This is a genomic window from Paenibacillus sp. 1SOY10 (genome assembly GCF_056836745.1).
Genome location: NZ_JBXENK010000001.1, coordinates 1,144,127 through 1,170,389, shown reverse-complemented (window position 1 = coordinate 1,170,389; position 26,263 = coordinate 1,144,127). Strand labels below are relative to the sequence as shown.

At 49.2% G+C, this 26,263-nt stretch carries 25 protein-coding genes; 15 read left to right on the top strand and 10 right to left on the bottom strand.

Features of this window, described 5'->3' with window-relative positions; genetic code table 11:
• The first annotated feature begins 78 nt into the window (after positions 1–78).
• The 6 genes from AC1VOR_RS05415 to AC1VOR_RS05390 all read left to right on the top strand — a co-directional run bounded on the left by AC1VOR_RS05415 (position 79) and on the right by AC1VOR_RS05390 (position 5,463).
• Entirely contained in the window at positions 79–1,389 is a 1,311-nt protein-coding gene (locus AC1VOR_RS05415) for an ABC transporter substrate-binding protein (RefSeq protein ID WP_482616268.1), read from the top strand.
• A gap of 39 nt (positions 1,390–1,428) precedes the next feature.
• The gene (locus AC1VOR_RS05410) at positions 1,429–2,307 is read left to right on the top strand and encodes a carbohydrate ABC transporter permease (RefSeq protein ID WP_482616266.1); all 879 of its coding nucleotides are present in this window, start codon (positions 1,429–1,431) and stop codon (positions 2,305–2,307) included.
• A complete protein-coding gene (locus AC1VOR_RS05405) occupies positions 2,308–3,135 on the top strand; it encodes a carbohydrate ABC transporter permease (RefSeq protein WP_059051731.1) in 828 nt (275 codons plus the stop codon). It begins immediately after the preceding gene.
• A 223-nt stretch (positions 3,136–3,358) separates the two neighbouring features.
• Positions 3,359–4,447, top strand: coding sequence for a 3-phosphoserine/phosphohydroxythreonine transaminase (serC, locus tag AC1VOR_RS05400; protein WP_482616264.1), 1,089 nt, complete (start codon positions 3,359–3,361; stop codon positions 4,445–4,447).
• 162 nt (positions 4,448–4,609) lie between these two features.
• Positions 4,610–5,074, top strand: a complete 465-nt coding sequence (gene trmL, locus AC1VOR_RS05395) for a tRNA (uridine(34)/cytosine(34)/5-carboxymethylaminomethyluridine(34)-2'-O)-methyltransferase TrmL (protein WP_482616263.1) — start codon at positions 4,610–4,612, stop codon at positions 5,072–5,074.
• Positions 5,075–5,217: 143 nt separating this feature from the next.
• Positions 5,218–5,463: an AbrB/MazE/SpoVT family DNA-binding domain-containing protein gene (locus AC1VOR_RS05390; RefSeq protein ID WP_482616262.1), complete on the top strand. Its 246-nt coding sequence runs from the start codon at positions 5,218–5,220 to the stop codon at positions 5,461–5,463.
• 339 nt (positions 5,464–5,802) lie between these two features.
• Here the strand turns inward: AC1VOR_RS05390 and AC1VOR_RS05385 are convergent, their stop codons facing one another.
• Together AC1VOR_RS05385 and AC1VOR_RS05380 are read right to left on the bottom strand one after the other, a co-directional pair.
• Positions 5,803–6,870, bottom strand: coding sequence for a phosphodiester glycosidase family protein (locus AC1VOR_RS05385; RefSeq protein ID WP_482616261.1), 1,068 nt, complete (start codon positions 6,868–6,870; stop codon positions 5,803–5,805).
• Complete coding sequence (locus AC1VOR_RS05380) at positions 6,867–7,277, bottom strand: hypothetical protein (protein WP_482616260.1); 411 nt, start codon at positions 7,275–7,277, stop codon at positions 6,867–6,869. The genes AC1VOR_RS05385 and AC1VOR_RS05380 overlap by 4 nt, the downstream gene beginning before the upstream one ends.
• A gap of 185 nt (positions 7,278–7,462) precedes the next feature.
• Here AC1VOR_RS05380 and AC1VOR_RS05375 point away from each other — a divergent pair, with 185 nt between their 5' ends.
• Positions 7,463–8,749, top strand: coding sequence for an aminotransferase class I/II-fold pyridoxal phosphate-dependent enzyme (locus AC1VOR_RS05375; protein ID WP_482616259.1), 1,287 nt, complete (start codon positions 7,463–7,465; stop codon positions 8,747–8,749).
• 102 nt (positions 8,750–8,851) lie between these two features.
• Here AC1VOR_RS05375 and AC1VOR_RS05370 read toward each other — a convergent pair whose 3' ends face one another.
• On the bottom strand, positions 8,852–9,649 hold the full coding sequence (locus AC1VOR_RS05370; protein WP_482616420.1) for a DUF2161 family putative PD-(D/E)XK-type phosphodiesterase: 798 nt from the start codon (positions 9,647–9,649) through the stop codon (positions 8,852–8,854).
• Between the two features lie 228 nt (positions 9,650–9,877).
• Here AC1VOR_RS05370 and AC1VOR_RS05365 point away from each other — a divergent pair, with 228 nt between their 5' ends.
• Positions 9,878–11,773: a PrkA family serine protein kinase gene (locus AC1VOR_RS05365; RefSeq protein WP_482616257.1), complete on the top strand. Its 1,896-nt coding sequence runs from the start codon at positions 9,878–9,880 to the stop codon at positions 11,771–11,773.
• A gap of 165 nt (positions 11,774–11,938) precedes the next feature.
• On the opposite strand, the gene AC1VOR_RS05360 is transcribed toward AC1VOR_RS05365, so the two are convergent.
• From AC1VOR_RS05360 to AC1VOR_RS05335, 6 genes are all read right to left on the bottom strand, one after another.
• The gene (locus AC1VOR_RS05360; RefSeq protein ID WP_482616256.1) at positions 11,939–13,294 is read right to left on the bottom strand and encodes a helix-turn-helix domain-containing protein; all 1,356 of its coding nucleotides are present in this window, start codon (positions 13,292–13,294) and stop codon (positions 11,939–11,941) included.
• A gap of 136 nt (positions 13,295–13,430) precedes the next feature.
• Positions 13,431–14,825: a SpoVR family protein gene (locus AC1VOR_RS05355; protein WP_482616419.1), complete on the bottom strand. Its 1,395-nt coding sequence runs from the start codon at positions 14,823–14,825 to the stop codon at positions 13,431–13,433.
• A 41-nt stretch (positions 14,826–14,866) separates the two neighbouring features.
• The gene (yhbH, locus tag AC1VOR_RS05350; RefSeq protein WP_482616255.1) at positions 14,867–16,024 is read right to left on the bottom strand and encodes a sporulation protein YhbH; all 1,158 of its coding nucleotides are present in this window, start codon (positions 16,022–16,024) and stop codon (positions 14,867–14,869) included.
• 205 nt (positions 16,025–16,229) lie between these two features.
• Positions 16,230–17,081 (bottom strand): DegV family protein, encoded by an 852-nt coding sequence (locus AC1VOR_RS05345; RefSeq protein WP_482616254.1) that lies wholly within the window; start codon positions 17,079–17,081, stop codon positions 16,230–16,232.
• 42 nt (positions 17,082–17,123) lie between these two features.
• Positions 17,124–17,981 (bottom strand): DegV family protein, encoded by an 858-nt coding sequence (locus AC1VOR_RS05340; protein ID WP_482616252.1) that lies wholly within the window; start codon positions 17,979–17,981, stop codon positions 17,124–17,126.
• Between the two features lie 142 nt (positions 17,982–18,123).
• Positions 18,124–18,540 (bottom strand): hypothetical protein, encoded by a 417-nt coding sequence (locus AC1VOR_RS05335; protein WP_482616251.1) that lies wholly within the window; start codon positions 18,538–18,540, stop codon positions 18,124–18,126.
• 171 nt (positions 18,541–18,711) lie between these two features.
• On the opposite strand from AC1VOR_RS05335, the gene AC1VOR_RS05330 reads away from it, so the two are divergent.
• Positions 18,712–19,098: a DUF423 domain-containing protein gene (locus tag AC1VOR_RS05330; RefSeq protein ID WP_482616250.1), complete on the top strand. Its 387-nt coding sequence runs from the start codon at positions 18,712–18,714 to the stop codon at positions 19,096–19,098.
• Positions 19,099–19,215: 117 nt separating this feature from the next.
• On the opposite strand, the gene AC1VOR_RS05325 is transcribed toward AC1VOR_RS05330, so the two are convergent.
• Positions 19,216–19,758, bottom strand: coding sequence for a hypothetical protein (locus AC1VOR_RS05325; protein WP_482616249.1), 543 nt, complete (start codon positions 19,756–19,758; stop codon positions 19,216–19,218).
• A gap of 385 nt (positions 19,759–20,143) precedes the next feature.
• Here AC1VOR_RS05325 and AC1VOR_RS05320 point away from each other — a divergent pair, with 385 nt between their 5' ends.
• The 6 genes from AC1VOR_RS05320 to sufB all read left to right on the top strand — a co-directional run bounded on the left by AC1VOR_RS05320 (position 20,144) and on the right by sufB (position 26,107).
• Entirely contained in the window at positions 20,144–20,617 is a 474-nt protein-coding gene (locus AC1VOR_RS05320) for a Dps family protein (RefSeq protein WP_482616247.1), read from the top strand.
• Positions 20,618–20,945: 328 nt separating this feature from the next.
• Positions 20,946–21,728 carry a Fe-S cluster assembly ATPase SufC gene (gene sufC, locus AC1VOR_RS05315; RefSeq protein WP_482616245.1) on the top strand — a complete coding sequence of 261 codons (783 nt, stop codon included), beginning with the start codon at positions 20,946–20,948 and terminating at the stop codon, positions 21,726–21,728.
• 19 nt (positions 21,729–21,747) lie between these two features.
• Positions 21,748–23,049, top strand: coding sequence for a Fe-S cluster assembly protein SufD (gene sufD / locus AC1VOR_RS05310; RefSeq protein WP_482616243.1), 1,302 nt, complete (start codon positions 21,748–21,750; stop codon positions 23,047–23,049).
• Entirely contained in the window at positions 23,046–24,266 is a 1,221-nt protein-coding gene (locus AC1VOR_RS05305) for a cysteine desulfurase (RefSeq protein ID WP_482616241.1), read from the top strand. The genes sufD and AC1VOR_RS05305 overlap by 4 nt, the downstream gene beginning before the upstream one ends.
• Positions 24,266–24,688, top strand: coding sequence for a Fe-S cluster assembly sulfur transfer protein SufU (gene sufU / locus AC1VOR_RS05300; protein ID WP_482616240.1), 423 nt, complete (start codon positions 24,266–24,268; stop codon positions 24,686–24,688). Before AC1VOR_RS05305 ends, sufU begins: the two co-directional genes overlap by 1 nt.
• A 21-nt stretch (positions 24,689–24,709) precedes the next feature.
• Positions 24,710–26,107 carry a Fe-S cluster assembly protein SufB gene (gene sufB, locus AC1VOR_RS05295; protein WP_059051757.1) on the top strand — a complete coding sequence of 466 codons (1,398 nt, stop codon included), beginning with the start codon at positions 24,710–24,712 and terminating at the stop codon, positions 26,105–26,107.
• Positions 26,108–26,263 lie beyond the last annotated feature (156 nt).

Here is a 26,263-nt window from a genome sequence, read left to right as displayed (position 1 = left end):
AATTGAAAGCGTAATCAAAGAAAATATAATGAATTTGTAAACGGATTCATATTGCGAGTATATAAGGGAGGTCAAACGATGAACAGAGGGAAATGGGCAGGCTGGCTGCTTACCTGCATGTTGCTGGTTACGGTCATTGCCGGCTGCTCCGGTGGGAATACACCAGCAGCACAAAATGGAGGACAGGAAGGCAAGGAGACCAAGGGCAGTGGGGAGAAGGTCACTTTGAAGATGGCCATGTGGGACTCCAATAATGATTTTATTACCTTTGTCACTGAGAAGGTCAAGGAATATAGCAGTGTCAATCCCGATGTCAGCGTGGAGGTTGAATCGTTCAAGAGCGATAGCGATTATTTGCAGGCGATCAAGGTTCGGGCCGGCGGCGGGGCACTCCCCGATGTTATGGAACTGAAGCCGAACTGGCTGGCCGACTTCAAGGAACAGCTTATTCCGCTGGATGATGTAGGAGTTGTAACTACCAATAAATACGCCAAGACCTATGCTATTGACGGGAAAGTGCTGGCGATTCCTTCGGTGTCTTTCCCTGAACTAGTGTATTATCATCCGAGCATCTTTGAGGAATTGAACCTGGAGGTGCCTACGACCTGGCCTCAATTCATGGAAGTGTTGACGGCTATCAAGAAAGATGGCACGTACATCCCGTACGCCATGGGCGGTAAGGACGCCTGGCCAGACTATCCTTTCAATGAATTTCTGCCACATATCTTGTCAGACAATGAGAACTATTTGAGTGACTTGGCCAAAGAAGATACGCCGTTTGGAGAAGGCACCCCATTCTATCAGGCCTATCAGCAAATTGCTGAAATGTATAATGCCGGTGTTATGGGCCCAGACCCGCTGGGCATTGGGGCTGACCAAGCGAATGATCTGTTTATTTCCAAGCAGGCAGCCATTATGGCCTCGGGCCTGTGGTTCGTGCCCACTTATCAAGGCAAGGCTGGCAATCTGGATGATTTGGCGGCTTTCCCGATGCCGTACCGACCTAATGAGGATACCCCGCTCAAGTTAATGATGTTCACCGACCATTTTTACGGTATTAGCAGCACATCGAAGCATCCTGAGGAAGCGAAGGCATTCATGGAGTGGTTCTATTCTCCAGAGGTCTATAAGGAGTATCTCAATGCGGCTCAACTGGATAGTGCCTTTGAGGGAGTTGAATCGGAGGTACCATTCCTCAAGTCCTTCTATGGGGAGCATCAGCCTGAGAACTTCATTTATATTCCGGGTGATACAACCTACACGGAATTGTCCAATGCGATTCAACTTGACGTGAAGGCATTGGGGCAAGAGATGATGGCGGGCAAGTCGGTAGATGATATCGTTAAGGATTTGAATGCGAAGTGGACGGAAGCCAGAAAGAATAAATAGGATATATCGGGCCGCCTGATATAAAAGGAAGTGGAAGAGATGAACTATAATCTGCAAAAGAAACTGGTGATCTTCGGATTTTTGTTTATACCGGTGGGCTTGTTGATGTTATTTCTGCTGTATCCTACCTTGAAGCTGTTTCAGTTCAGTTTGACGGACTGGAACGGCATCTCGGAATCGTTCAGCTATGTAGGGCTAAAAAATTATGCAATGGCATTTCGGACAGAAGGGGTCTGGGATGCGCTTAGCAACAACTTATTGTATTTCATCATGCATTTGGTCTTCATTCCTATTGAAATTATGGTTGCTGTTTTGCTTAATCAAAAGATTCGCGCAAGCCGCTTCTTCCGTTCCATCGTGTTCATGCCTTACATCTTGAATGGAGTGGCTGTGGCTTATATTTTCAGCTATCTATATAATCCGATCAATGGTCCGCTGAATGCGCTCTTGGGAGCGGCGGGTCTGGAAGGCCTGATCCAAAGCTGGCTTAGTGATCCGAACGTGGTCAATTATTCACTGGTAGCGGTATCCCTTTGGCGTTTCAGCGGCTTTCACGTCATCTTGTTCCTCGCGGGCTTACAGTCAGTACCCCAAGACCTGTATGAGGCAGCTACGATTGACGGTGCTAACGGCTGGCACAAATTCAGATTCATTACCGTCCCGGGTATCCGCAGAGTTATTGAGATCGTGCTCTTCCTGAATGTCAGAGGGGCTCTGCAAGTATTTGATATACCATTCCTCATGACCCAGGGCGGGCCGGGAACTTCAAGTAGCACGTTCACGGTGTATACCATTCAAGCGGCATTCAAATACAACAATTATGGTCTAGCCTCTTCACTGGCTGTCATGTTGATGCTTATGATTATTGCGTTCAGCATGATACAGAGTAGGCTGCTTGGCGGGAAGGGGGACGAATAAATGATTAGACGGATGTCGTCTCGCGTCCCGGTTTATCTGTTCTTTATTCTAATCAGTGCCATCGTTCTGTTCCCGGTACTGATCAGCGTATTCACAGCGTTCAAAACTGGCCCGGAATTGATGAAATCCTCGCCGCTTGCTTTGCCGGAATCATGGCAGTTCGGCAACCTGATTACCGCTTTCAAAACGGGGAACATGCTGGTGGGATTTCGAAATACGGCCGTTCTGGTTGTGGTCAGCGTCATTCTGAACACGGTGCTCGGCTCGATGACCTCTTACATTCTGAATCGCTTTGACTTCAGGGTAAAGAAGCTAATTATGGCTATGTTCATGGTGGCGATGGTTATTCCCTTCTATACTACAGAGGTATCCCGCTTTCAGATCATTAAATCGCTGGGGCTGTATGATACGATATTTGCCCCATTGTTAATCTACGCGGGAACGGATTTGCTGCAAATCTTCATCTTCCTGCAATTCATTGAGAAGATCTCCAGCCAACTGGATGAGAGTGCAATGATCGACGGCGCATCTTACTTAACCATCTACCGGAAGATCATCTTCCCGTTGCTGCTGCCCGCCTCGGCTACGCTGGCGATTATCAAAGCCGTGGACATCATGAACGACATGTATATTCCTTATCTTTATATGCCGTCCAAGGAGTTGCACACGCTGTCTACGGCACTAATGACCTTCGTGGGTCAGCGGTCCTCGGATTTTGGTCAACTATCGGCTGCCATTGTCATAGTATTGATTCCGACAATCGTCATATATCTGCTGCTGCAAAAATATATTTTTGCCGGGATTGCCGAAGGAGCGGTCAAGGGATAATAGTCGAATAAGTTTGAAAAAAGGATAAACCTGCCGCGGTCTATAGGCCGTTTGGCGGGTTTATTTTAACTATCTTCATTTAAATAAAGCGTTAATGTGTCATTTCTGTAAACGGATGGCCTTTTTGCGAAATAACTGCTTGATGGGATAAGGATTAGTTGCTATGATAATCGATAACTATATCGAAACCATACATGAAATGTGACCGAAGGGATGGGGAGAAATGAGTAACAGAGCTTTTAACTTTAATGCTGGCCCGGCTGCGTTGCCGCTGGAGGTACTGGAGCGGGCGCAAGCAGAGTTTGTCGATTTTCACGGAACAGGCATGTCAATTATGGAGATGTCGCACCGGGGGGCCGTTTATGAGGCAGTTCATAATGAAGCGTCCAGCCGATTGCTGAAGCTGCTGGGCAATCCGTCCGGCTACAAGGTGTTATTCTTGCAAGGCGGGGCATCCACTCAATTTGCCATGCTGCCGATGAACTTGCTGACTGAAGGGAAAACAGCGGGGTACGTGAAATCAGGCAGTTGGGCCAATAAAGCGATTAAAGAAGCAAAGCTCATCGGTGATACATTTATTGCGGGCTCTTCCGAAGAGGACAAGTATATGCGTATGCCTGACTTAAGTGGCCTGAGCCTTCCAGATCATACGGCTTATCTGCATTTGACTTCCAACGAGACGATTGAGGGAACTCAGTTCCGCGAATTCCCGGATACCGGAAGTGTTCCGTTGATTGCTGACATGTCGAGTGATATTCTGTGTCGTCCGTTTGATCTGACGCAGTTCGGCATGGTGTACGCGGGAGCGCAGAAGAATCTCGGCCCGTCCGGCGTAACCGTAGTGATTGCCCGTGAGGAATTGCTGCAAAATTCTCCGAAGCATCTGCCAACGATGTTCCGGTATGATACGCACGCTGAAAACAACTCGCTATATAATACGCCGCCATCCTTCTCCATTTATATTGTTAACGAAGTGCTCAAATGGATTGAAGAGCAGGGTGCTCTTGCCGGGGTTGAACAGAAGAACCGGGAGAAGGCTGACCTGCTGTACCGCTTCATTGATGAAAGTAACGGGTTCTTCCGTGGCTGTACTGAGCCGGATAGTCGCTCGATCATGAATGTTACCTTCCGTCTCGCTTCCGAAGAGCTGGAGAAGCTGTTCATTAAGGAATCCGAAAAAGAAGGATTTATAGGACTTAAAGGCCATCGTAGTGTTGGCGGCCTTAGAGCTTCTATATATAATGCTGTTCCTTACGTAGCCGTCAAAGCGCTGGTTGACTTTATGACGCAATTCCAAAAAACGCACGGTTAATTGCAAAATAAATGTAGCAGACTCCATCATCGTGAAGTAACGCGGTGGTGGAGTTTGTTTTGCCTGGGCCCCTTTTTCCTGTTGGCTGCTAATTTGCTATAATGGGACACGTAGGGTTCAGGCAACAACAATTATAGATTCAAGATGGGGAGTTCGATCATCATGGCTTTACACATTGTATTGGTGGAGCCGGAAATTCCGGCAAATACAGGCAATATCGCAAGAACCTGCGCGGCTACCGGCATTCATTTGCATTTGGTACGTCCACTCGGCTTTCGGACAGATGATGCTACGCTCAAGCGTGCCGGGTTGGATTACTGGTATGCGGTGCATATCGAATATCATGATTCCTTCCAGGAAGTGAAGGAGCAATATCCGGAAGGGCGGTTCTTCTTCGGGACAACGAAGGCAACGAAACGCTATACGGATTTCACCTATCAGGACGGGGATTTCTTTGTCTTTGGTAAAGAAACGAAAGGGCTGGCACCGGAAATTTTGGAGGCCCATCCGGAAACGATCATGCGAATGCCTATGACGGACAAGGTACGTTCCTTAAATTTGTCGAATTCTGCGGCAATTATTGTTTACGAGGCCCTTCGGCAGCTTGATTTTCCGGGAATGTTATAAAAATTCGAGGAATTTCGTCAAAATCATTTTAAAAACGTCGAAATGTAGCAGGAATCCTGAAAATAATAGCGAAATATAATAGATTAGGTATTTGGTTCTATTTTTCTACATAACTATTCTTTTCAGGAGAGGTGTGCCATTTTATGAAACCTGCTGGTGTGGTCCGAAAAGTGGATCAACTGGGACGTATTGTGTTACCAAAGTCGCTGCGAAAGAGATATCAAATGAACGAAGGCGACCCTGTGGAAATTTTAGTGCAGGGAGACCACATCATTTTGGAGAGATACCGGCCAAAATGCGTGTTCTGCGGTTCAATGGAGAATGTCAGCGATTTTAAAGACCGTTCCATTTGTAGTCAATGCCTGGTTGAAATGAATCAATTGTCTTAGTAAGTAAAGGCAGGCGAACATGCTGATCCAGACTCGTCGTCTGCGGAAGATTCAGGGCGGCGTTAAATAGGATTAAAGGCGTATGAGTGTACCACACTAAATAAGCTTCCCCTAGGGGAAGCTTATTTAGGTTACAGGCCTTTGGTTTTATCGTCGTTGTACGAGGATGTTAAAATACCGCATATCATCATAGCCAGAACAAGGGCAATGATCCAGAACGTTATAGAGAATGACAAAACCGAACACCTCCACGTTATATGCCTCTATCTTATTATACCCGGCAACCCTCTAAAAATAAATCACAATATGACTTATTTCATAGACAAAATTAAGAAGGAGCTATTTGAAGAAGAGAAAGTGGGTAGGCACCGGGCGAAGAGCACCATCCGAGGGCTTGTTGACCACCTTGCCATTAACGACCAGAGAGGACGAACCTCCTCCATCCAGATTGTAGGCATCCTGCACACCCATCTTCCAAAGCTTCTCCTGAAGCTCGGTCAGGGTAGCGCCGGAACTGCCACTTTCATCCCGTCCATCAATGATGAGCACCACCAGTTGGTCATCCTTATAGTTGCCGATCACTGTACGCGGTGCGCGCAAGGGCGAGGTTTGCCATTTCGGTGGAATCGTGGTTTTCTTCCCGTTTTGCAGCAGGACCGGCACGAAGGAGGCGCCAAATAAAGGTTGCTCGCGATCCAGGTCCTCCTGCTTCTGGTATTTACCACCGATTAATTGTCCGGATTTGTTCAAGCCGACAAAAAACAGGTCCTTGAACGAGGCTTCAAAGCCGTTCAGGTATTTTCCATTCAGCATGGTAGTGCTTAATGGATAACGTACTCCCCGGGAATCGGCAAAGCCCCCGGCATTAATTCCGGCCACAGCCTTATAGCGCTCCACGGCTTGCTTGGTCGTCTCGGACCCGCCAAACTTATCCTTGCCCAGCGTCATCTTCATGGCATCCGGAGATTTGAGCTTAATCTTCATGGCATAACCCCGGTAGGTGCCAGGGTTAACTTTAAATAACTCAATTCGGATACGGTCGCTTTGGATCGTCTGGTAAGGCGTTCCCAGCTTGGACGTAATCCGGCGGTTATAGATCGTTTCCGGCTTCCCGGCGGCGGTTCTGGCCGTAGTCACAATGGAACTCATCGTCATCGTTGTCTTATGATACAATTCGGCTGTTTCACGAATGGAGGAAATGGTCGTTTTGGCGTTGGCCTCTGCCTGGTCCAGTCCAGCCGAGACTGTGGCAGTGGTCTCAAAGATGTCAGCTTCGTGGGCCAACTTGTTCAGGCTATTGTTCCATTCGATAGCGGCGCCTCCAATAAATAAAGCAATCAGCAGTCCGATGAGGGGGCCGGTAGCCAGCAGGAAGAAACGGTTGACTTGCTTGACAGGCGTAATCATTTTAATAATTCCATCTGCTTCTGTAGCTTGGCGAGCTGCTGTTTGACCTCGCTAAGCTGGGAATATAACTTGTTGCTGTTGTCCGTTTTTTCCGTGCTGTTATCCTTCGTGAATTCCAGCAATTCGTTAAATGTGTCCACCTTGCCCTGCAAGAGCTTCACTTCTTCGGATAAAGCTGCGAGCTGGGAGGTATAGTCCTCTTTCATTAAGGCCGTTTCGTTTTGCCATTTGGCATCCAGTTGGTCTATCATCGATTGTTTCAGATGATTGCTATAGTAATAGGCTGCGGTTGCCCCCGCGCCAATCAAGAGCACCCAGATGATAATAATGATGGCTACGGATGGCCTTTGCGATTTCCTGCTGCGCTTCATTTCATTAGCTGGTGCAGGCTCCGTAGAGTTAGACATGGTAAATCACCTCAAAACGTTTATTTGCAGTTCCCATTCTATCATGGCGACATAGTCTTCGCAAAAAGGACAGCTTTCGCTAAAATTTGCTTGCTAGATGCAAAATGAATAATAGGGGCGTAGTTGTCGGGGGAATTTGTCCCGGGGTACAATCGGCGTAACCAAGTAAAGATAAAGGGAGGGCGATGAAGATGGACCCGGGCCTAAAGCTGCTCAAGCAATCGTTGCCGCATTACTTTGCGCAGGAGCTTGAAGGGAAATTCCGAAAGGGGACATTAATTTCTCTGGCGGGGTCGCAGGGGGACGGAGGTGGCGGGGTTACAGCCAAAATACTAAAGTCTGCGGGAGAGGAGGTAGCGGAGGAAGAAGCTTGGCTGAACTGGTTGGCCGGGGCTTACAGTCAAGCGGAGGGAGGGGGGACCTCTCCCGAGCAATTGCTGCTGGCCGATCACGCAGATGAGGCCCTGAGTCTGGTGTTGAAGGCGATGGTGCCGGACGGAGGGACGGTGCTGGTAGAGACGCCAGCCAGCCCGGAGGCGCTGGAGTTGATCAGGCAGCGCGGCCTTCATGCTGTCCCGGTGGCCTGTGACCGGGACGGTATGTTGCCGGACGAATTGCGGAGCAAGTGCGGGAGGGCCGGGCAAATGCCGGACCTGATCTACATCACGCCGCACTATTCCAACCCGTCCGGGCGGGTGTGGAGCCGGGAGCGCAGGCTGGAGCTGCTTCAGCTAAGCGGGCAGCTTGGCCTGCCGGTGGTAGAGGATGACACGGTAGGGGCTGTGCTCTTCGCAGAGGACAGCGGCGAAGGAAGTGTGGGGGGGGCGAGAGCCTGCCAGAAGCGGGGGCCGGGCCAGACGACCGAGCCTAGCGAGGCTGGGCGGGCGGTGCCCTCGCTGTACCGGCTGCGGCAGCAGGAGGGCTTGTCCGATGCCGTGGTGATCGGCATCGGCTCTTGGGACCGCACGCTGGGGCTGCCATGGCCCTTGGCCTGGCTGCGCAGCGAAGCGGAGGTGCTGGAACGGCTGCGCCGCGTTCCAGCACCGGGCAGCGCAAGCGCCCGCGCCGCGGAGCTTGCCGCGCGCGGGCGGCGGCTGCACGCTTGGCTGGCGCAGCCGCCGGGGCACGGCCGCGCCGCCTTGGCCGCGGCAGCGGCGGCATACGCCGCGCGGCGCGCGCAGGCGCTTGCGCTGCTGCAGGCGCCAGCATGGCGCGGCGCCTGCGTGGAAGATCCTGGCGGCGGGCTATTCCTGTGGCTGCGCCTGCCCGCCGGGATCACCAGCGAAGCGCTGCTGCGTGCTTCGCTGCTGGAAGGCACAGCGTTCCTGCCGGGGACGCTGTGCTACGTGAACGAGCCGGATGAGCGCTTCATCCGGCTGAACATCGCCGCGCACGAGCCGGCGATACTTCGCGAAGGGCTGGCGCGCATCGCCGCCGCCCTCGCGGAGTTCACGGCGCGCGGCACAGACTAGCCGCCTAGCCGCCTAGCCGCATTCACACTATTTCACGTGTCCTTCGGGTCACGGCCTCAAGCATCGATGCCTTATTCATTTCTCTGCTCTTGCTTGCAAACGTTACTTATCTGCCTTTGCCGCCATTTTCCCCTCCAGCGCTGCTACGTCAGGCACCACATCCAGGGATGTTACGGCGATTTCACGCCGCCAGGCATCTACGACATGAGCGTATTCCCGCAGGCTGTCTGCACCAGCGGGAGTCAGCACATAACGACCGTATCCGCTGCGGTGGAACCAGCCGTAGTAATCGCGCTGCAAGATGGCCGGAGCGGTGCCAACGCCGCTGCGTTCGCGCACTTGCCTCGGGGCCATTTCTCCACCCTCTTGCAGTGCCAATGCGACGCGTAGCGCCTTCTCGCGATAGGCGGTGACGAGCTTGGTGGCGTGACTTCCACCGACATTATAGTCACCGCTGCGTTCATTAAATTCATGTACCAGCCGTTCCGCCCGCCGTTTGACGACTTTCGGTCCCGGAGTGTATAAAGCTTCGTTGCCGGGGGAGCACAAAATCTCCACAAAGGCCGGCTTGGTTTTGTAGCGGGTGACGGTGATCAGCCCCAGACCCAGCCGCCGACAGAGCAGTGTAATTTCGCTCCAGCGCTGGTTGTGGGCGCCCTTCTTGGTCCGGTTGCGCTCCACAGCCAGATATACCTCTGCACTGGAACGCTGGCGTTCCAGACCTTGCAGCAACAGTGGGAGATTGAAGGTCTTCTTCATCTCCACAATTAGTGGCTGATCGCTGCCCGGCTTCAAACCAACCAGATCGCAATGTCGCACCTCGCTCTTGATACTATATCCCCGCTCCTCAAAAAAAGCCTTTAACGGAGCGTACAATTCCGTTTCATGTTGTACCGCCATCATAATCTCCTTTTTGTTCCGATAATCCGATTAGATTATAGCATAAACGGGAATTCCTACTTTTTCCATACGAATATTTTCATCGGGAAAAAGGTCAACTTCTCCCCAAAAGCCGCATAGGTATGTAATACACTTTTTATCGTGGAAGCTCCATCGGTATCAGCGTGAATGGAAGGTTGTCGGGGACGCAGGAGAACCCCCTATGCGGGAGTAGAGGAGGTACCTTACATGGACATTTTTGATCGTATAGCAGCTTACCGGGCGGAAAGCGACTCCTTATCGTGGAGCGGCACATTCAAACAATATATTGAAATGCTTGCCAAAGATCCAACGCCCGCGATGACCGCCCATGCCAGGGTCTATGAAATGATTGAATCTTTCGGTGTAGAGGAAGTGAATGGCCGAAAGAGGTATAAATTTTTTGAGCAAGAGATCTTTGGATTGGATCGCGCTATTGAGAAGCTGGTCGAGGAATACTTTCACTCGGCGGCCCGGCGGCTGGATGTACGCAAGCGGATTCTGCTGCTGATGGGTCCTGTGAGTGGTGGTAAATCCACGTTGGTCACCTTATTGAAGCGAGGGCTGGAGAAATTCTCCCGAACCGATAAGGGAGCGGTATATGCCATTGCCGGCTGCCCGATGCATGAGGACCCGCTGCACCTGGTTCCCCATGAGCTCAGGCCCGAGGTTGAGCAGGCGCTGGGCATTAGAATCGAAGGCAACCTCTGCCCGGTCTGCCAGATGCGGCTCAAGACAGAGTACGGCGGGGATATTGAACATGTGCGGGTAGAGCGGGTATTGCTGTCGGAGGACGAACGTGTGGGTATTGGTACATTCAGCCCCTCCGATCCGAAGTCACAGGATATTGCCGACCTTACGGGGAGTATCGATTTCTCGACCATTACGGAATATGGCTCGGAGTCCGATCCGCGGGCTTATCGCTTTGATGGGGAACTAAATAAGGCCAACCGGGGGTTAATGGAATTCCAGGAAATGCTGAAATGCGATGAGAAGTTTCTGTGGAATTTGTTGTCGCTGACCCAGGAGGGCAATTTTAAGGCCGGCAGGTTTGCGCTCATTAGTGCGGATGAGCTTATCATCGCCCATACGAACGAGGCGGAATATAGGTCCTTTATTGCCAACAAGAAGAACGAAGCTTTGCAATCCCGGATGATTGTCATGCCTATCCCCTATAACCTCAAGGTGTCTGAAGAAGAGAAGATTTACGCCAAGCTGATCGCTCAAAGTGATATGAAACATATTCATATCGCTCCACATGCACTGCGGGCCGCAGCGATTTTCTCGATTTTGACCCGATTAAAAGAATCGAAGAAGCAGGGAATTGATCTGTTGAAGAAAATGCGCCTATATGATGGGGAAGAAGTGGAAGGCTTTAAGGATGCGGACTTGAAGGAACTGCAAAATGAGCATTTGGACGAAGGGATGTCCGGCGTCGATCCTCGTTATGTGATCAACCGCATTTCCAGCGCCCTGATCAAGCAGGATATGCACTGCATGGGGGCACTGGATATTCTGCGGGCCATCAAGGACGGACTGGATCAGCATGCATCGATTACGAAGGAGGAGCGAGAACGGTATCTGAATTTTATCGGTATTGCCCGCCGGGAATACGATGAATTGGCCAAGAAGGAAGTACAAAAAGCATTTGTCTATTCCTTTGAGGAATCGGCCCGAACCTTGTTCGAGAATTATCTCGATAATATTGAGGCTTTCTGTAACTGGACTAAAATTCGAGATCCGCTGACGGATGAAGAGCTGGAGCCTGACGAGCGGCTGATGCGTTCCATTGAGGAGCAAATCGGTATTTCTGAAAATGCGAAAAAGGCTTTCCGCGAAGAAATTCTGATCCGTATTTCCGCTTATTCGCGAAAAGGCCGGAAATTTGAGTACAATCACCATGATCGGCTGAGAGAAGCGATTGAGAAGAAGCTGTTCGCCGATCTGAAGGATATCGTCAAGATTACCACTTCGACGAAAACACCGGATGAAAATCAGTTGAAGCGTATCAACGAGGTCAGCAAACGGTTGATCGACGAGCATGGATATTGCCCGGTATGCGCCAATGAATTGCTCCGTTATGTGGGCAGCTTGCTGAATCGTTAATCTGGATTAAGACATAAATAAGACCAGTCTTGGACTGGTCTTATTTGTATTTGTGTATGTTCATGTTGCCTTACTTACATTCCTCCATGATGATCCATGAGACGAAGGATGTAGGGGGTAGAAATCACAATTAGAGAAAAAACCGTTAATAAGAGAGCGCTTAACTTACCTTTCATTCCTATACACCTCTCGAATAAGTTTTTTGTAGGTCTCTATTATGCTCCCATTGCTGTCGTCTCTGAAGTTCTCAAATAAGCCTACACACTTAATTATACAGCTCTTTTCGTTAATTGAAGATGCTTTTTCCAAAGCTTTTATTAAATGGTTAAATCCCTGATCTGTTGCACCACGATGGAGGTAATAGGCGGCAAGTTCGTAGTAGCACCGGGCTATACGTTCATCAATGGTTTGCTTCGTATAGATATCTGTTTCATACTCTGGCTGATGGAGCAGCGAAGCATATTCAATTCGTTCCAGAATATCATCAATGGTGTAGTTGTGACGATTGGCAGCCGTGACAATATTGAGCAGGCATAGCCATATTTCATCCTCATGAGATTCCATGTACGAGACGTAACCGGGAAGCACGCTTGGATCGCCTGCGGCCAATTTGGTCACCATCGTGTTCATCTTGGCCCAGGCTTGGAATTTATCCTTCCATAGGAGTGCAGTCTCATCATTTTCCCTTACCCAGTTCAGGTTCTCATATAGCTTGATAAATTGCAGGGCCTGATCGTAATCCTGTCTGGATTCACTTACACTGCCAAGAAGGAGATAAGCATAAGCCACATAGGTGAACAGCGGCTTTACAGATAAGGCCTCCTGCTTCAGGCGGGCGCCCCTCTGATATTGATGTTTGGCTTTCCTGAGAAGTTGCTCGGCCACTTCTTCCACCTTGTCCCATCGACGTAGTGAGCGATACGTATTGGCTAAATCCTTGAGAGCTTCAAGTTGGTCAAATTCACTTAATCGTTCGACGAAGAGCTCAAACTGTACGGCAGCCTGGTAGTTCATTTCCTGATCATGCGCAAGCTTACAGAGGAACAAGCGGTATTGGCACAGGGCAAGTCGCTCGGAATGCTGATTCTTCTCCCCAAAGGCAATTTCATCATAAATAATTGCAGCAAATTTCTTGTTATTGTTGTGGTAGAGATCCTCAGCTACTTCAAAGAGCACTTGAGAGTACATCAAGTTCTCCAGCAGCAATCCGATGGATTTGCGGAAATACTCCGCATTGTCTACCTCCGCGCAGGCGATCAGAAAAGGCTTGATCCGTCGCCAATTAGGCGTCGACTCAGCAATGAGCTCTTCAAAATACCGGCTATAAAAAAAGCCCCGATGGAGCCCGAAGCTTTCCGTCATCATGTCCAGTTGCTCAATCGTCAAATTTCTATGCCCGTTCAGAATGGAGCTGAGTGAGCCCGCATTCAGTCCCACCCGTTGAGCGAACTGGTTCAGGTTGAGACCTTCCTGCTTCATATGGTCATTCAGGATTGAACGTATCGTGGTTGTAGAGTTCAAATACACCACCAACCTCTGCGCATTTCTATTATTTCAATAATATCCATTTTCTGATTGATGGTCAATTTCTGCGATTGTCTGATCCTCGTCATAAAAAAACAGGCAAGTGCATTTCTGCAATTGCCTGTACCTGCGGCTACGATAATATTTTGCGTTGATGCTTCTGTCCGTCATAGGAGAAGAGTGCCCGTTTGTCCTCAACCACGGTCTCTAGATGAACGGGGCGCCCCCACAAATGATAGACATGAGGAAGGGTGTGTTCCAGATATTTCAGATCAAGCTCCAGTCCTTCGTATTGATGCTTGAGCAGCAATTCTCCTGAGCGAAGGTAGTCGCCGTCCTGAACTACGATATACGGTGAACCTCCATTTACGCGCGAAGCGACAAGTTGATCGCGAATATGCTCCCAGGTTTTATCGGTGATTTTCCATTCGGGGCCCTGCTTTTCGAAGATATATAAATCCAGATCCTGTACCAGCTCCTTGCTCAGGTAGCTACGCAGGAAGGAAATGTCCGAATCCAGTTCCCGCACCTCGAACATTTTCTCCCGTCCTTGCCCTGGGACACGTCCGAAGCGGTGCTGCTGTTCCTCTGTTGGATGGTCCCAGCGGCGTTCGATGTCTTCAAAGATTTTAAGCCCCAGGTAATAGGGATTGAGACTTTGCTGGGAGGGCTGCACCACGGAGGAATTGAGCTTGGCAAATTCAATCGTCTCTTCACTGGTCAAGTCGAGCTCCCGGATAATACGTTGATGCCAGTAGGAGGCCCAGCCCTCGTTCATAATCTTGGTCTCCATCTGTGGCCAGAAATATAGCATTTCTTCACGTAACATGCTTAATATATCCCGTTGCCAGTCCTCCAGCGATTCGGAATATTCCTGGATGAACCATACCAAGTCCTTCTCTGGCTCAGAAGGAAATGTGGTTAAGGAGGATGTATCGGCGGAAGCCGCTTCTGCAGACGTATCCAGGGACCATAGATCATCGTAAATTCCTGGCTTCGCCGGATGCTTGCGTTCCTCGCGTGCTCTACGCCGTTTCTCTTCTAGCTGCTGCCGCTTATCGTAACGCATCGGCCTAATCAACTGGGGGTCAACATGTTCCTGAATCGCCAGTACGTGGTCGATGAAGGCTTCGACGGTATCCGCGCCATAGGCCAGCTCATAGCTGTTGATCCGCTCAGCGGTCGCAGACATACTCTCGATCATATCGCGGTTGGTGGCGGAGAAGCGGAAGTTATTCTTGAAGAAATCGCAGTGTGCCAGCACATGGGCGACGATCAGCTTGTTCTGGATCAGCGAGTTGCCCTCCAGTAGAAAGGCATAGCAGGGATTGGAATTGATAACAAGCTCATAAATTTTACTTAATCCGAAGTCATACTGCATCTTCATCTTGTTGAAGGTCTTTCCAAAGCTCCAATGAGAGAAGCGGGTGGGCATTCCGTAAGCGCCAAAGGTATAAATGATGTCGGCGGGACAGATTTCGTAGCGCATCGGATAATAATCCAGTCCAAAGCTATCGGCAATTTCCATAATTTCCGAGATAGCGAATTCCAGCTCGGCATGAGTATAATTCAACTGGCTGCACCTCCCTCACGCTTGTGGAAGAATCGCTTCAGCGCATGGTACACTTCGCCTTTTTCCTTAATCACATAATGGATGAATTTCTCTTGCTTAATATTCCGATAGGCAGACATCAGTGTGCTTCCACGATTATACTGGTTGACCTCCCCATAACCAAACATGTTGCAGCGCTTCAGTAGCTCACCAATCAGTCTGAGGCAACGCTCGTTATCCGAGGTCAGGTTATCTCCATCCGAGAAATGGAAGGGATAAATATTGTAGCTGGATGGGGGATACCGGGAGTCGATAATGTCCAGTGCTTTCTGATAGACCGAGGAGCAAATGGTGCCGCCACTTTCCCCGCGAGTGAAAAATTCTTCCTCGGTCACTTCCTTTGCCTCGGTATGATGGGCCAGAAATACGATATCTACTTTCTCATATTGATGGCGGAGGAAGCGGGTCATCCAGAAGAAAAAGCTGCGTGCACAGTATTTCTCGAAGGCACCCATAGAGCCCGAGGTATCCATCATGGCGAGGATTACAGCGTTAGACCGAGGCACAACAATCTCCTCCCAGGTCTTATAGCGAAGATCATCGGGTGAAATGCCGTGAATGCCTGGTTGACCGGAGGTGGCATTGCGTCGCAAATTTTCCAGAATGGTACGTTTTTTGTCGATGTTAGACATGAGGCCTTTCTTGCGAATATCGTTAAAGCGGATGGCTTCGCTCTCCAGTTCTTCCTTATCTTTATCTTGAATGAAGGGAAGCTCCAACTCGTCGAACAGCATCTCTTCCAGGTCTTCCATGCTGATCTCAGTCTCAACGTAGTCCTGGCCGGGCTGGTCCCCCGCTTTGCCGCCTTTGCTGCTCTTGGGGCTATCCTGTCCTAGCACGTCGCCAACCTGGCTGTCGCCATCTCCTTGCCCTACGTGCTGTTGCTTCTGATAATTATGGATGAACCGGTATTCCTCCAGATTGCGCAGAGGGACTTTAATGATTTGTTTACCGTCCGACATGATGATGTTCTCTTCGGTGACCAGATCAGGGAGGTTCTGCCGAATCACTTCCCGTACTTTTTCCTGGTGGCGCTGCTGGTCCTGATACCCTTTGCGGTGCAGCGACCAATCCTCCTTGGAGACGACAAAGTTATACCGCTTAGATGAAGACATGAGGAACACCTCCATATGGGGATTTGCAGAATTGTGATTTTACTGTTTAGTGGATGTAACTAAAGTATATTCAGGGAGAGGAACGATATGTGAAGGATAGGGATTTGGAAGGGCGGAAATAGAAAGAGCCGCCTCGAACACGCTAGCCATTGGCCGCACGTCATTCAAGACAGCTTATCCAAATAAGTCAGGTCATTTTGTTGATTCAAGCAAGTTTTTTGGTATAAAGGATACCAATCGTTTTGGCACCACAGTGGCTGGAGATAACACAGCCAGCATCGGAGATGGCAACCGTTGCCTGCGTGCTCTCCTCCAGTGCTTGCTTAAGCAGCTTAGCATCCGCATCAGCCAAGGAATGGGTAATGAAGATCAGGTCTTGATCCATGTCCTCCAATTGGCTTAGCGCATTGCTTAATAATTGATCCAGCGCCTTATCCCTGCTACCGCGGATTTTGTAAGCAGGGGTCATTTTCCCATCTATCACTTTGATGACTGGCCTGATCTTGAGCAGACTGCCTACGATATTTTGCATTCCGGAGCAGCGCCCACCTTTATACAAGTAATCCAGCGAATCGATGATAAACTCGGTTTCGACCTGGGGCCGTATGGCGGTTAGCAGCTCAACAATTTCGATGATGTCTTTGCCTTGGTCTGCCGCATGTACAGCCTTCATCACCTGAAGACCGATACCGCTGGACAGGTTCAGGGAATCGAAGACAGTCACAGCGCCTTCGGCGAACTCCTGCGCTGCCAGTAATGCATTCTGGTAGGTCGAGGACAGCTCCGAGGACAAGCTGATGTACAGAATCTGTCGTCCTTCCTGTAGGAATGGAGCAAAGGATTGAATAAAATCGGCCGGCGAAGGGGCGGCGGTCTTGGGCAATTTGCCCGATGCGGCCACTTTACCGTATAGCTCGGGAACGGTGAGATCTACGCCATCCTTGTAGATTTGATCCGTGAACGTCACATAAAGAGGCACAATACCGATATCATATTGCTGAATATACTCTGGAGGCAGGTCGCAGGTGCTGTCCGCAAAAATCTTAATCGAGCCCATGGTCACCCTCCTGTTCAGGGTATGATATAGCTGTTACTTGGATTAAACCGGTAACTTCCGGGTGTACATAATACCAACAGTATGTGGTCCGCAGTGACTGGAAATTACGCAGCCAGCTTCGGATACAGCGACTTTGCGTGCTCCAGTCTGTTCTCGCAAGATGGCCGCAAGCTTCAACGCTTCTTGCTCCGCTTCCGTATGGACTACCAGAATCAAGTCCTTATCCATGTTGTCTTTATCGGCAAGGGCGTTATCCAGCATTTGCTGTACCGCCTTCTCTTTGCGGCCGCGCACCTTATAAGCCGGTATAATACTGCCGTCAACCAGTTTGAGCACCGGACGAATTTGCAGCAGACTACCGATAAAATGTTGCATTCCGGAGCAGCGTCCGCCCTTATGTAAATACTCCAGTGTATCAATAACAAATTGAGTCTCTACTTGAGGCCGGATAGCGCTGACTTGTACAGCAATCTCTTCAGAAGAGAGGCCTTGCTCTGCCAGCATGACCGCCTTCATTACCAGAAGTCCAATGCCGCTACACAAGGTGAGGGAATCAATGACATGAATACGGCCTGCGGGAAATTCATCCGCGGCAATCTTCGCATTTTGATAAGTGGACGATAGCTTGGAGGACAAGCTGATGTATACGATATCTTGTCCACGTTCAATATACGGTCCAAAGGCACTAACGAAATCTCCCGGGGAGGGAGCCGTCGTCTTCGGCAAGGTTCCTTCTTTCTCTACACGCTGGTAAATATCGCGTGGGGTAATATCAAGGCCGTCCCGGAAGGTTTCACTTCCGAACACGACATAGAGTGGAACAAGACTGATATCATGGCGCTGAATCCATTCGCCAGGCAAGTCTGAGGTGCTATCTGAAAATATTTTAACATTAGGCATACGTAGTCTCCTTGTTCCAAATCATACTAATTCGTTACATAAGTGCAGCATATCAAAAGAAAAACTTATTCCATTTTAGCAAAAATGGCGGAAAGAAGGAACGTATGGCTTAAGAAGAGCCAGCACGAGTTATATGTTTTATTTAAATAGTAGCCATGCTCCCTGTTACGAGCAGCCCGATAAAGCCCAATCCAGGCAGCAATGAGAAGATTAAGCCCAGGATGGCAAATACTTTCCGGCGGTTCTTGAGCGCAAGCCCGACAATAGCCAGGACTAGCCCAACTAGATTGAGAAATAGCGAGGCAAGGAAGAGAAAGACACCTGACATGGCGTCTGCCCGCTGCATAATATCATCAGGAGTTGGCATGATGGATTGATCCATGATATTAACAACTGCTGCAGCAATGAGCACAATGGACGATACATACCCGACTAGCGCTAGCAAGCTAACAATAAAAGAGGCGATGCCCGGTCCTGAAAATTTAGCTTTTGCCATAGGTGGAATGTCTGTGCCGGATTGTGGTGAATAAGATGGGGACTCTGTTGGATTGTAGTTCATATAAATCTCCTTATAAATTGATCTTTTATGATTAATCTTTCATATCTAAATGGAAAATGCAAGGTTATTTTTAGATGCCAAAATGCGGTATGAATGGTAATCCGGGTGGCCGTTGGGTTATTATACTTTTATGAAGAAGGCTGAAATCATACGTGGGAGGTTAGGTTAAGGATGCGGAACTATGCGGGAATTGGAGCTGTTATCATGCTGCTGGCAGTAGCTCTGGGGGCCTTTGGAGCCCATATTCTTAAAGAAAAAATCGGGGCATCGGCGATTGAGACCTATGAGACCGGAGTCCATTATCAAATGATCCACGGACTTGCTATTTTGGCAGGGGCCTTGTTTGCAGAGAAATGGGGAACGTCCAGACGGCTTCGCTGGGCTAACCGCTTGTTTGTCATCGGCATCATTTTATTTTCAGGCAGCCTTTATGGCCTTGCCATCATGGAGTGGAGATGGCTGGGACCCGTTACTCCACTAGGGGGCGTATCATTCCTGGCAGGTTGGCTGCTGCTGGCTCTGGAAGCCTGGAGAGGCAACTCTTGGCGTTTAGGGTAGAGACTTGATCATCCTCTAGATGGAGCATCGTGGTAATGAATAGAACGGTGGGTCACTTCCCTGGCGCGGAAGCACCCATCGTTCTTTTGCATGGATTTAGAAGCGAGTGGACAAGTATTAAGTATCAAGAAGGTCAATGACTTCACTTAGCTTTAAAGTGTAGACTTGTTTCTCGTCAACATGATAGACGCTGAGTGTATAGGTTTCGGGTTGGAAATTCAGAATACGGCAAGGCATGTTCACTCGCTTTCCATTGCGGTTAATGTAGAGACGGACGAGTTGATTACCTTTGATATAATTCTGAATCCAGGTTTGAAATTCATCGCTGGCAGCGATATCCTTAAAGCTTCCTGAAATCGTTGTTTCGGAAATGGGCGGTTTACTGGATTTGGCAGGCAACTCCTTGGTGACTTCTGTTTTCTCTGGGTGTTTGTGCGATGCGGTGATATGTGCCTGCTTGGAGTTCGCCAGCATGGATTCAATAACCTTGCCAAGCTCGGAGCCCGAATTGATTCGATAATCTATAATCTTGTCGCTGCTATTGAGCAACTCCAGTAACGTCTGCAACGCGAGTGCATTGGAATTGTTCTTGACCAGAATCTCGATGTTGAACAAATAGCCCAACTCTTCCTTGTGATGTTGTCCAGTCTGCTTGTTCATAACTCCCCCAAAAAAATTCATTCTTAAAGAGGTAGTTCAAAAAGTCGTCTTCCCAAAACGAAGCTGATTTTTTGAACATGTCCTTAAGCTAAAAATTAAATTAGTCACAAAAAATACCCAATTAATAATAGCACCGCTAGCGAAACAATCATAGTCCAAATTCTGAGAATTTCTGCAAATTTACTGAAAATTTAAATGGTATTCATGTGATTAGGGCGTTTTAGGCCTGTTCACGGTTTGTTCGCAAAGAATGAGTAAAGCTTGTTTCGCAAATACTGAACAAGGGTAAGTATGAGGTATGCACGTCAGGGCTTTTGAGATCATTCCTCAGGTCTTTGGCTTGAGGATTGAATACACTAAATTTTTATAGAAAGCAGGGACTAGCATGGCTAAATCAGATGCAAAATCAACAGGAAAAACAAACACATCCAGTCTTGAACCATTGATGAATGAACAGGTTGCTAACTTGAACGTACTTTATGTGAAGTTGCATAGCTACCATTGGTATGTGAAGGGTAACAATTTCTTCAGACTTCATCTTAAATTTGAAGAACTATATAATGAAGTATCTGAGCAGATGGATGCCATTGCCGAACGGATGCTTACATTAAAATGGAATCCAGCAGCAACGTTGAAGGAATACTTAGAATTAGCCACCATTCAGGAGGCTTCTGGTAAGGAAGAGCCGCAAGCGATGGTTCAACATTTGTTGGAGGACCTCGCCACTTTATGTGAATCCTACCGCGAAGGAATCGAGCACGCCGGGAAAGCAGGCGATGATGCCACAGCAGATTTGCTAACCGGTTATGTCGGTAGTCTGGAGAAGCATATGTGGATGCTTCGGGCTTACTTGGGCTAACAAGGGTAGTGGTGTTCATGCTAGGCCGAGGGGCCTTTCGAGCATACCGCCGCGCAGAAGGGCTTGGCCATAGAGATGGCCGAGTCCTTCTATGCGTTTGAGCAATTCTCAAGCTTATAGAATGTGTCTGTGATAAAAGGCACAATGCAAGCGGATATCGGCGGACATACGTTGCTTATGCCAAAAAAGTAAGATAGAATGAAGTGAGAATCAGTGAGAATCAGCGATAATCATTCTAAACTGATAATTATTATGGTACAATGGCAAGAACAAGGGCAGCGCCCTTGATCAAATAACGTTAATTATTGTTAATGGAAGGAGTAGGCTTATGGCGACGCATTTTGTGGTTGAGGGGCTTAAGGCAACAATTGAGGACAAGGAAATCCTGAAGGGGATTGACATTGAAATAAAAGGCGGCGAAATTCATGCCATCATGGGACCTAACGGTACCGGTAAGAGTACGCTTGCTTCTGCATTGATGGGACATCCCAAATATGAGGTTACGGACGGGAAAGCCTTGTTGAATGGCGAAGACGTTCTGGAGATGGCCGTGGACGAGCGGGCTCGTGCCGGCTTATTCCTGGCTATGCAATATCCAAGTGAAATTGCAGGGGTTACGAACTCTGACTTCCTGCGCAGTGCGATTAATGCACGACGTGAAGAAGGTAACGAGATTTCTCTGATTAAATTTATTCGTCAAATGGAAGGGCAAATGAAAGCCTTGGAGATGAACCCTGAGTTCGCTCATCGCTATTTGAATGAAGGCTTCTCCGGCGGGGAGAAGAAGCGGAACGAGATTCTGCAAATGTTGCTGCTTGATCCTAAGATCGTAATTTTAGATGAGATTGATTCCGGTCTCGACATCGATGCCTTGAGAATTGTAGCCAACGGCGTCAATTCTATGCGCAACGAAGATCGTGGCTTCCTGATTATTACCCACTATCAACGTTTGTTGAATTACGTGAAGCCTGATTACGTCCATGTGATGATGCAAGGACGTATCGTTAAATCTGGTGGCCCTGAGCTGGCTGAACGCCTGGAGCAGGATGGTTATGACTGGATTAAGGAAGAGCTTGGCATTGTGGACGAAACGGTCGGTCAAGAAGCCTAGACGGAAGGAGGAATAAAGAATGACGACACAAACCGTTCTTCCGGTAGAAGCGGAACAATTGAAGCAAATTTCCCTGAAGCAGGGTGAACCTGTATGGCTGACGGAGAGCCGTACCAAGGCTTTGCGACTGGCTGAAGGACTGGATCTGCCCAAACTGGAGAAGACGCGGCTGGACCGCTGGAATCTGAGCAACTTTGGCGACTTCGGCGCAGCACGTAGCGAGGAACTGCAACAGCTTCCTGACAGCGTCCATTCGCTGGTGGATTTGACGGAGCAGAGTAACTTGCTGGTACAACGTAATGCTGGCACGGTATTTGCTAGGCTGGCTCCGGAACTGGCTGCCCAAGGCGTGATTTTCACTGACCTGGAGACGGCTGCTCGTGAGCATGGCGAATTGGTACAGAAATATCTGCATACGATTATCAAGCCGGATGAGCATCGCTTGTCTGCCTTGCATGCAGCTCTATGGAGCGGCGGGGTATTCCTCTATGTTCCCAAGAATGTCGTAATTGATACGCCGCTACAAAGCATCTTCTTGCTGGATGAAGCAGACGCTGTGTTTGCACCGCATGTGCTTATTGTTGCAGAAGAGAATAGCCAAGTAACCTATGTAGATAACTACATCTCGGTGAACTTGAGCGAGCGCATCGTGCATAACGGAGCTTCCGAGGTATACATCAAGCACGGAGCGAAGGTGCAATTTGCTAGCGTACATCATCTGGGTGAGCAGGCGACCGACTTGACCTATCGCCGGGCTGTTGTGGAGAACGACGGCAGCATTGAATGGATCGTGGGCGAGATGAATAGCGGTGATTCGGCAAGCGAAACGTTATCCATTCTCAAGGGGAACGGCTCGACTTCGGATGCCAAAGTGATTGCTGTTGGTTCCGGCTCGCAGCGGTTGAATTACACGACCAAGGCGGTTCATTTTGGTAAGAGCTCTAGCAGCCAGATGATTACCCGGGCTGTAATGCGTGAAGGAGCAACCGCCATTATCAACGGTATCACCAAGATTGAGAAGGGTGCCACCAAGGCGGATGGACAACAGACAGAGAAGGTATTGATGCTGAGTCCGAAGGCGCGTGGGGATGCCAACCCGATCCTGCTAATTGATGAGGATGATGTAACGGCAGGCCATGCGGCATCTGTCGGACAGGTGAATCCAGAGCAAATTTACTATCTGATGTCCCGCGGTATTTCGCGTGCGAACGCCGAACGCTTGATTATATACGGCTTCCTTGCACCGGTCGTCTCGGATATTCCGCTGGAGCCACTGCAAAAGCAATTGCAAGGTCTGGTGGAAAGGAAGCTGGGACAATGAGTATCGATGCTGGGGAACTTAAACGGCAGTTTCCAATTTTGCAGCAGGAGATCAGCGGCCATCCACTAGTATATCTGGATAGTGCCGCTACTTCCCAGAAGCCTATTCAGGTTCTGGAAGCACTCAAGCATTATTATGAATGGGACAATGCGAACGTTCACCGCGGTGTGCATACGCTTGGAAGCCGGGCTACAGATGCTTATGAGGGCGCCCGGGACAAAGTGGCCCGGTTCATCGGCGCAGCTCACCGGGAGGAAGTTATTTTTACCCGGGGCACGACTACAGCCTTGAACCTGGTAGCTTCTTCTTATGGAGGAGATGCTATAAGTGAAGGCGACGAAATCGTCATTACGCCGATGGAGCATCATAGTAACCTGATTCCTTGGCAGCAACTGGCCTTGAAGAAGAAGGCTGTCTTGAAATATATTCCGCTTCAGCCGGATGGTCATATTGATTTGGCTGATGCAGAGAACCTCATTACCGATAAGACGAAGATTGTGTCGATCGCCTATGTTTCTAATGTGCTTGGCGTTGTGAATCCGATCAAGGAATTAGCAGCCATCGCTCACCGTCATGGTGCTGTGATGGTGGTGGACGGAGCTCAGAGCACGCCGCATATGAAGGTGGACGTACAGGAACTCGACGTTGATTTCTATGCTTTCTCCGGCCATAAGATGTGCGCTCCAACGGGGATTGGCGTATTATATGGTAAGAAGCATCTGCTGGAGGCCATGGAGCCGATTGAATACGGCGGGGAAATGATTGATGATGTGGGTCTCTATGAGTCCAATTGGAAGGAGCTCCCGTGGAAATTCGAAGGGGGTACGCCGATTATTGCCGGCGCGGTTGGATTGGCAGCGGCCATCGATTTCCTGGAATCAATCGGGCTGGAGAACATTCATCGCCATGAAGCCAAGCTGGCAGCTTATGCGATGAACCGTCTTGCAGAGATCGAGGGATTAACTTTGTATGGGCCGCGTGAACGCGAGGTTGGCTTGCTTACCTTCAATCTTCAGGATATCCATCCCCATGACGTAGCGACCGTGCTTGATGCTTCGGGCATCGCGATTCGGGCAGGGCATCATTGCTGCCAGCCCCTTATGCGCTGGCTTGAAGCAAGCGCGACGGCCAGAGCCAGCTTGTATCTGTACAATACGGAACAGGACATTGACCGGCTGGCGGAAGCTCTAATCCAAACAAAGGAGTATTTTGGATAATGCAACTGGACGATTTGTACCGACGCGTCATTATGGATCACTATAAGAACCCGCGCAACCGGGGGAAGTTTGAGCAAGAGGCTGTAACCGTTGATTTGAATAACCCTACCTGTGGTGATCGGATCTCCTTGCAGCTTATTGTGGAGGAAGATATCGTTCGCGATGCTAGGTTCACCGGGGAAGGGTGCTCAATCAGTATCTCTTCCGCTTCCATGATGACGGAGGCTGTAAAGGGGCGTAGCTTCGCAGAGGCCCTGGATCTGGCCGGAAGATTCTCCAAGCTCATGATGGGGGAATCCGTGGAATTTGAGGATTATGAAGACATTGAGGCTTTATCTGGCGTTAATAAATTTCCTGCTCGTATCAAATGCGCGACCTTAGCCTGGAATGCGCTGAAGAAGGGCATACAGGCAGAATCATAAACCCTAAGGAGGTAGCCGAACATGGCCAAGAAAGCACCGGAACTGGAAGAGTACAAATATGGCTTTCGCGATGAGCACAAATCCATATTTCAGTCGGGCAAAGGCTTGACCCGCGAAATCGTTACGGAAATCTCACGGATTAAGAATGAACCGGAGTGGATGTTGAACTTCCGTCTGAAATCGCTGGAGCAATTTGAGAAGATGCCGACTCCTCAATGGGGCGGAGATTTAAACGGATTGGATTTTGACGATATTCAATACTATGTCAGACCTTCCGAGAAGCAAGGGAAGACTTGGGAGGAAGTTCCTACAGAGATTAAGGAAACCTTCGACAAATTGGGGATTCCCGAAGCGGAGCAGAAGTTCCTGGCCGGGGTGTCTGCTCAATACGAATCCGAGGTTGTATACCATAGCATGCAGAAGGATCTGGAAGATCAAGGTGTTATCTTCATGGATACCGATTCAGCGCTAAGAGAATATCCGGAATTGTTCAAGGAGTATTTTGGTACGGTTGTGCCACCGGCAGATAATAAGTTTGCCGCTTTGAACAGTGCGGTCTGGTCCGGAGGTAGCTTTATCTATGTACCGAAGGGTGTTAAATGCGAGGTTCCGCTGCAAGCTTACTTCCGGATTAACTCGGAGAACATGGGGCAGTTCGAACGGACATTGATTATTGCCGATGAAGGCAGCTTTGTGCACTATACAGAGGGTTGTACGGCTCCAGTCTACAGCACTAACTCTCTGCATAGCGCCGTTGTTGAAATCCTTGTGAAGAAGGATGCTCGCGTTCGTTATACGACGATTCAGAACTGGGCTCCTAACATCTACAACCTGGTAACCAAACGGGCGGTAGCAGAAGAGAATGCAAATATGGAATGGGTTGACGGGAACATCGGCTCCAAGCTGACGATGAAGTACCCAGCGGTTATCCTGAAGGGACGGGGAGCTAAAGGCAGTGTGCTGTCGATTGCTGTAGCTGGCAAGGGTCAACTCCAGGATGCGGGTGCGAAAATGATCCACCTGGCACCGGATACGACATCGACCATCGTCTCCAAATCCATCTCCAAGCATGGGGGTAAAGTAACGTATCGTGGCCTGGCTTCCTTTGGCCGTCAGGCGGAGGGTGCCAAGTCGAACATCAAGTGCGATACGCTCATTCTGGATAACGAATCCACTTCCGATACCATTCCGTACAATGAGATCATGAATGATAACATTGTGTTGGAGCATGAAGCGACGGTATCCAAGGTGTCCGAGGAGCAGCTCTTCTACCTGATGAGCCGCGGGCTTACCGAAGAAGAAGCAACACAAATGATCGTCATGGGCTTTATCGAGCCATTTACCAAAGAGCTGCCAATGGAATATGCGGTAGAGATGAATAGATTGATCAAGTTCGAAATGGAAGGCTCCATCGGTTAATCCCGATAGATCCTGTTGCACCAAGGTTTTATTTAATAAAAAGGCACGGATTGGCTTAGCCGATTCCGTGCCTTTTTTGGTATGTATTTTGATTTTTAGGTCGAATTTACTACCATCCTAAAATATATGCCTAAAGAAGGAGGAATATTGTCCTTT